Origin of the sequence: uncultured Chloroflexus sp. (assembly GCF_937951745.1) — a bacterium.
GTDB lineage: Bacteria > Chloroflexota > Chloroflexia > Chloroflexales > Chloroflexaceae > Chloroflexus.
In genome coordinates this window covers 1-5,394 of record NZ_CALFBQ010000074.1, presented here as the reverse complement: position 1 = coordinate 5,394, position 5,394 = coordinate 1, and the positions used below count along the sequence as shown (strand labels likewise).

The following is a 5,394-nucleotide window of genomic DNA, read 5'->3' as shown; positions in this document are numbered from 1 at the left end:
GCGGCCAAGCCCTCGGCCACCAACTGGTGGCGGCAATCGATCAGGCGCGCCGCCTCAGCGCCGTACATTAAGGCCCGGCGCGGAATATCTTCGTAATCAGGTTCGTCGGGCTGGCCAAGATGAGCGGTATAGGCGTAGGGGATCGCGCCTTTGGCGCGCATCCAGTGGATCGCGGCGCTGGTGTCAAGGCCGCCAGAAAAGGCAATGCCGATCTTCTCCCCAACCGGCAGGTGTTGCAATATTTTGGCCATGGCGCTACTCGTTTCTGGTCTGAGAAATGATGCTCACTCGTTCCGCCGTATTATAGCAGGGAAGCGCACGCGCTCCAACGATGCAACCAGCCGCAGCAGAGATGGTACAATACTGGTGAAAGATTGGTTAAACAACGACTGACTCATCAACCGAGCATTGCTATGGATCTACGCGCACGCCTCATTCTCTCACTTTCACCGCTGCTCGTGGCGCTAGCACTCATTGGTGTGATCGCTCTTTACTCACAGCAACGAGTAACCGCGGCGGTTGCAGCAGTTGATCGCAGCGCCAGCGATCTCGTGAAAGTAGCCCAAGGTGAATCGCTCATTTTGCTTGAACAGTATCACATTAGCGAACTGATCGCTGGACGTGATCTTGATCGGAGACGGATCGAGCAGATTCGCGCTGAAGCGCACAAGTTTTTTGAAACCTACACACAACTCGATCGGGGGTTTATCGAGCTAGAACTTGTGGCGCGCTATAATGCGATGGTTGAGCAGCATAATGCTGCGTTGGTCTTCCTTGATCGCGGCGATCGCCAACGCGCCCAAGAGTTGATTAGTTCTACTGATTACCATCGCAATATCCGGGCCATTCACAGCTTGGCAATCGGTGCGCAACGCGAGTACCAAACGTATTACCTACAGCGAATAGCAGCACTCGAACGGATCGCTAACGAAGGGTTCTGGATTGCATCAGCCGTGGTCGGCGCGGCAGTGTTAATCGCGCTTGCCTTGGCCGTATCGTTGATCTGGCAGGTTGGCAAGAGTGTCGATTGGCTGACCGCTGATGCTGAACGTTTGGCGCACACTGATGATCACGGCCAGCTTAGCGCCGTTAGTTCGATCAACCAATTACAACGGCTGCGCAATGCCTTCCAGTATCTCCTCGACACGAATCACAATCGCCAACAGCAACTCGCTGCCGCTATACAGGCTCAGCAAGCCCAGCTTGAGCGCGAATTGCAATTGCAAGCGACGATCCGGGCACTCAGTCTACCGATAACACCACTCGGCCCGCAGACGATCTTTGTGCCGCTGGTCGGCCATCTCGACGCCGAACGTAGCAAACAACTTGAGCAGACTGTCCTTAACGCGACTCAACAACGGCGGGCGCGCACGGTGGTGATTGATATCAATGGTCTGGCGACGCTTGATGAGCACAGTATCGCGACGCTAATCCGGGTTGGGCGAGGGACGCGGCTGCTCGGCGCGCAAAGCATTTTGGTCGGCACCCGGCCCGAACAGGCACTGCGCCTTGCTGATATGCCACCGGATCTGTTTCGGTTTGCCCGTGATATTCCGGCTGCGCTGAGTCTCGCTGGCTAACACTCTGCTATAATGCAGTGCGTTACCGCTCCATGGTACGAAGGAGGCCATAGCATGCACATCGTGGTGTGTCTCAAGCAGGTCCCCCGCGACAATTCGGTCAAGATCCGGCCCGATCTGACCATTGACGCAGAGGGGATTGAGAAGATCATTAACCTCTTCGATGAATATGCGCTCGAAGAGGGGATTCGCTGGAACGAGCAGCATGGCGGCAAGGTGACGGCGCTATCGATCGGCACTTCCGAATGGGTTGAGCAGTTGCGACGGGCGCTGGCAATGGGTGCAACCGATGCGCTGTTGCTGAGCGATCCGGATTTTGCTCAGCTTGATACGATTGCCGCCGCGCGAGTGGCCGCTGCCGCGATCCGTAAGCTCGGCGACGTTGATGTAGTCATAACCGGTCGCAATAGCACCGACGATGAGAGCGGCGCGTTCGCGCCGGCACTGGCTCGCTTGCTTGGCTGGCCCCAGTTGACCTACGTCGGCAAGGTGCTTGAGTTGCAGCCGGGAGGTTCGATCAAAGTTGAACGCCACCTCGAAAACGTGATCGAGACGGTGTCTTGCCGCTTACCGGCAGTGATGTCGGTGATCAAGGACATTAACGAGCCGCGTTATCCGTCGTTGCTCAAGATCAAGCGGGTAGCCAAGATTGAGCCGCCGGTGTGGACGGCATCTGATCTGGGGTTGAACGCCGCCGATCTGGCTCCGGCTGCTCAATTGGCCGAGCGGGTGCCGCCGCCGCCGCGCCCGAAGGGCGAGATGATCGATGGCCCCGATGCCGCCGCCAAAGTGCGCAAACTGGTCGATAAGCTGCTAGAGTATCAGGTGATTTAAGCGCGGAAAGGAGCCGATCATGAGCAACGTGTTGGTTATTCTCGAAGCGGTTGGCGATGATCTGGCCGCCATTTCGCGCGAATTGCTCGGCAAAGGACGGCAATTGGCCGATGCATTGGGCGGTTCGCTGGCGGCGTTGGCCATTGGCCCCACGACCGCCGTCGCGGCGCGGGCCGGCCAGTTTGGCGCCGATCAGGTCTATACCGTCAATGCCCCGGCGCTGGCCCAGTACACCACCGATGGTTACGTTGCAGCGGCGATGGCCGCGGTGCAGGCGTGCAATCCGGCGCTGATTCTGGCTGGAACGAGTTTCCAGATGCGCGATTTCGGCGCGGCGCTGGCTACCGATCTCAATGCCGGGTTGGTGGTTGACGCAACCGATCTGCAAGTGGAGGATGGCGCGATCCGGGCGACACGCCCGTCGCACGGCGGCAATGTGATCAACACCTACCGGTTTGCCGCCGGCAAGCCAGTGGTGGCGCTGGTGCGCAAGCAGAGCTTCCCCGAAGCCACAGCCCAGCCCGATCGCCGCGCACCGGTCACGGAATTAGCGGTTGCAAACCTCAACCCGCGCACAGAGGTGCATGCGGTAGCGCCGAAGGCCGGCGCAGTTAACCTGACCGATGCAGCGATTATCGTTACCGGCGGGCGCGGGTTGGGCAACAAAGACAACTATTACCGCCTGATTCCGCCGCTGGCCGAGGCGTTGGGTGGGGCATACGGTGCCTCGCGCGCGATCGTGGACGATGGCTGGGTACCGTATGAGCATCAGGTCGGCCAAACTGGTAAGACGGTCAGCCCTAAACTGTACATCGCTGCCGGTGTCAGCGGCGCGATCCAGCATCTGGCCGGCATGCGTACCAGCCGCACGATCGTGGCGATCAACAAAGACCCCGATGCGCCGATTTTCCGTATTGCCACGCTCGGCGTGGTCGGTGATGTCAATGAGATTTTGCCGTTGCTGACCGAAGAGATTAAGGCGCGGTTGAACCGGTAAGCAATCGTTGTCCTCGCCTCTTTCCCCTTCTCCCACATGGTGGGAGAAGGGATGTTGCATATCTGCGTCTATGCATGCTGTCAATCTCTAACCTAGGCCAACACCGGGGCATGTGTTTGGTAAGCGTGCTAGCTGATTTGGTATGATGAGCGTACCGTATCATCAACCCAAAGGCTAACACGTATGCAACGCTCATTGGCTGTCCCGCTAGTTGCGATGGGCTTGACGCTCGCTGCCATCACCCTCGCCCAATCAAGCTATGTGCTGCACTTTCCGCTCATCACTCGATCACCGGCCATCCCACCAGAAATAGAATCAGTACGCGGTTGCAAGTCGCTGCTGGGTACGCGGTGCGGCTCTATACGAGCGGGTTGAATCGCCCGCAACTGATGGCTATCGGGCCAGATGGCGCGCTCTACGTCGCCGAACGGAGCGCCAACCGGGTTGTGCGGCTGGCCGACGCCAATGTGGATGGGAGGGCGGATGGGATCACGCTGATGGCTACGAATCTGCCCGGCGGGCATAGCCTTGCATGGCATAACGGCGATCTCTACGCCGCCGGCAATGCCACGGTGTGGCGGCTGCGCGACAATGATAGCAACGGGATGTTCGAGAGCAGCGAAATAACGGTTATTGTTGACGGGCTGCCCGATGACGGTGGTCACTCAACTCGCACCGCCCGCATTGGCCCAGATGGTATGCTCTATGTGTCGGTCGGCTCGAAGTGCAATATCACCGTCGGGTGCAGCGAGGGCGATCCGCGCCGGTCCGCCATCCTCCGCTACACACTCGTTGGCGACATTCCCGCCGATAATCCATTCGCCAGCGATCCCGATCCACGCCGACGTGCGGTGTGGGCCGAAGGCTTGCGCAATAGCGTTGATGTTATTTTTTTCCCGACGGGAGGCTGTGGGCCATGCACAACGGCAGCGATGGCTTGGGCAACGATCTGCCGCCAGAAGAGGTACTGATCGAGGTTGAGCGCGGCAAGCATTATGGCTGGCCCTACTGCTACACCGCCGAACTAGGGCCGGTGCCTGCTGACTCGCAAGAGGTGCGTGACACGCGGGTGCCGCTCGATGCCGCTTTCAGCAGTTGCGCGCAAGCAACGCCGGCACTGTTTACCGATCTGGCCCACTACGCGCCGTTAGGGCTTGACCGGCTGGCGAATGGCGATGTGTTTCGGCCACATCGCAATAAAAAAGCGTGCCGGCAGTAATACCGATCGGCACCGCCACCAAGTTGAAGAGCGGAATGCTCACCAATCCAAGACACATTAAACCGAAACCGGCGCTGGCCGGCAAATGACGGCGGATAAAGCCGAGCTTGGCCCGAAAACGCCAGCGCCGCCGTTCGAGCGGCGGGTCGAAGAAGTCGAGGCAGGTGATCGTCGCGCCGAGCGCAATACCGGTGATCGTCGCCAAAACCGAACCGACGCCGGGGATCAGGTTTAGCAAAAGTGCAGGCAAACCGATAGCGATCGTCAACAGCAACTTCTTCAGCTCAAACGAGAGGGCGCGCCCCAGATCACGCGCAATATTGGCCGGCGTTGCCGGCGGCGCAGTGATGGCAACCCCGCGCAACCGTTCTTCGAGCAGCTCGGAAAGCCGGCTGTAGAATGGCGAACCGAGCACTACACCGAACCGCACCAGCAGATACCCTAACCCAATGAAAAGCGCAACGATCAGCAAACCGCGCACCAACCACTCGATCCATATCGGCCAACCGGCCAGCAGTGCATTAATCGCTGAGAACCCGGCCAGCAACAAGGTTGTGTAGAGTACCAATCCCACCAGCAGATTTAATCCAATTGGAATGGCAATATAGCGCCAGAGCAAGGGCTGACCGGCAATTAGCCGGATAGCACGGAAGGGATAGCTGAAACCGTGCAGGAACGATTGCATAGGGGTTGAAAACCTCTCGTATGATTGCGACGAGGGTGATTATATCATTGCATGCGGCTCGGGCGACAAGTATGACTCC

Annotated in this window: 7 protein-coding genes; 5 read left to right on the top strand and 2 right to left on the bottom strand. The window is 58.8% G+C overall.

What is annotated here, in order from left to right; genetic code table 11:
- Positions 1–251, bottom strand: a 251-nt coding sequence (locus tag Q1A59_RS16285) for an argininosuccinate synthase domain-containing protein (protein WP_299645239.1), incomplete at its 3' end; no start/stop codon positions are given.
- A 162-nt stretch (positions 252–413) separates the two neighbouring features.
- On the opposite strand from Q1A59_RS16285, the gene Q1A59_RS16280 reads away from it, so the two are divergent.
- From Q1A59_RS16280 to Q1A59_RS16260, 5 genes are all read left to right on the top strand, one after another.
- The gene (locus tag Q1A59_RS16280) at positions 414–1,580 is read left to right on the top strand and encodes an STAS domain-containing protein (RefSeq protein WP_298402379.1); all 1,167 of its coding nucleotides are present in this window, start codon (positions 414–416) and stop codon (positions 1,578–1,580) included.
- Positions 1,581–1,634: 54 nt separating this feature from the next.
- On the top strand, positions 1,635–2,414 hold the full coding sequence (locus Q1A59_RS16275) for an electron transfer flavoprotein subunit beta/FixA family protein (RefSeq protein WP_298402381.1): 780 nt from the start codon (positions 1,635–1,637) through the stop codon (positions 2,412–2,414).
- 19 nt (positions 2,415–2,433) lie between these two features.
- On the top strand, positions 2,434–3,411 hold the full coding sequence (locus Q1A59_RS16270; protein ID WP_298402383.1) for an electron transfer flavoprotein subunit alpha/FixB family protein: 978 nt from the start codon (positions 2,434–2,436) through the stop codon (positions 3,409–3,411).
- 326 nt (positions 3,412–3,737) lie between these two features.
- Positions 3,738–4,382, top strand: a complete 645-nt coding sequence (locus Q1A59_RS16265) for a sorbosone dehydrogenase family protein (RefSeq protein ID WP_298402385.1) — start codon at positions 3,738–3,740, stop codon at positions 4,380–4,382.
- Positions 4,328–4,630 carry a hypothetical protein gene (locus Q1A59_RS16260; RefSeq protein ID WP_298402387.1) on the top strand — a complete coding sequence of 101 codons (303 nt, stop codon included), beginning with the start codon at positions 4,328–4,330 and terminating at the stop codon, positions 4,628–4,630. The genes Q1A59_RS16265 and Q1A59_RS16260 overlap by 55 nt, the downstream gene beginning before the upstream one ends.
- Here the strand turns inward: Q1A59_RS16260 and Q1A59_RS16255 are convergent.
- On the bottom strand, positions 4,533–5,315 hold the full coding sequence (locus tag Q1A59_RS16255) for an EI24 domain-containing protein (RefSeq protein ID WP_299645238.1): 783 nt from the start codon (positions 5,313–5,315) through the stop codon (positions 4,533–4,535). The genes Q1A59_RS16260 and Q1A59_RS16255 overlap by 98 nt on opposite strands.
- Positions 5,316–5,394 lie beyond the last annotated feature (79 nt).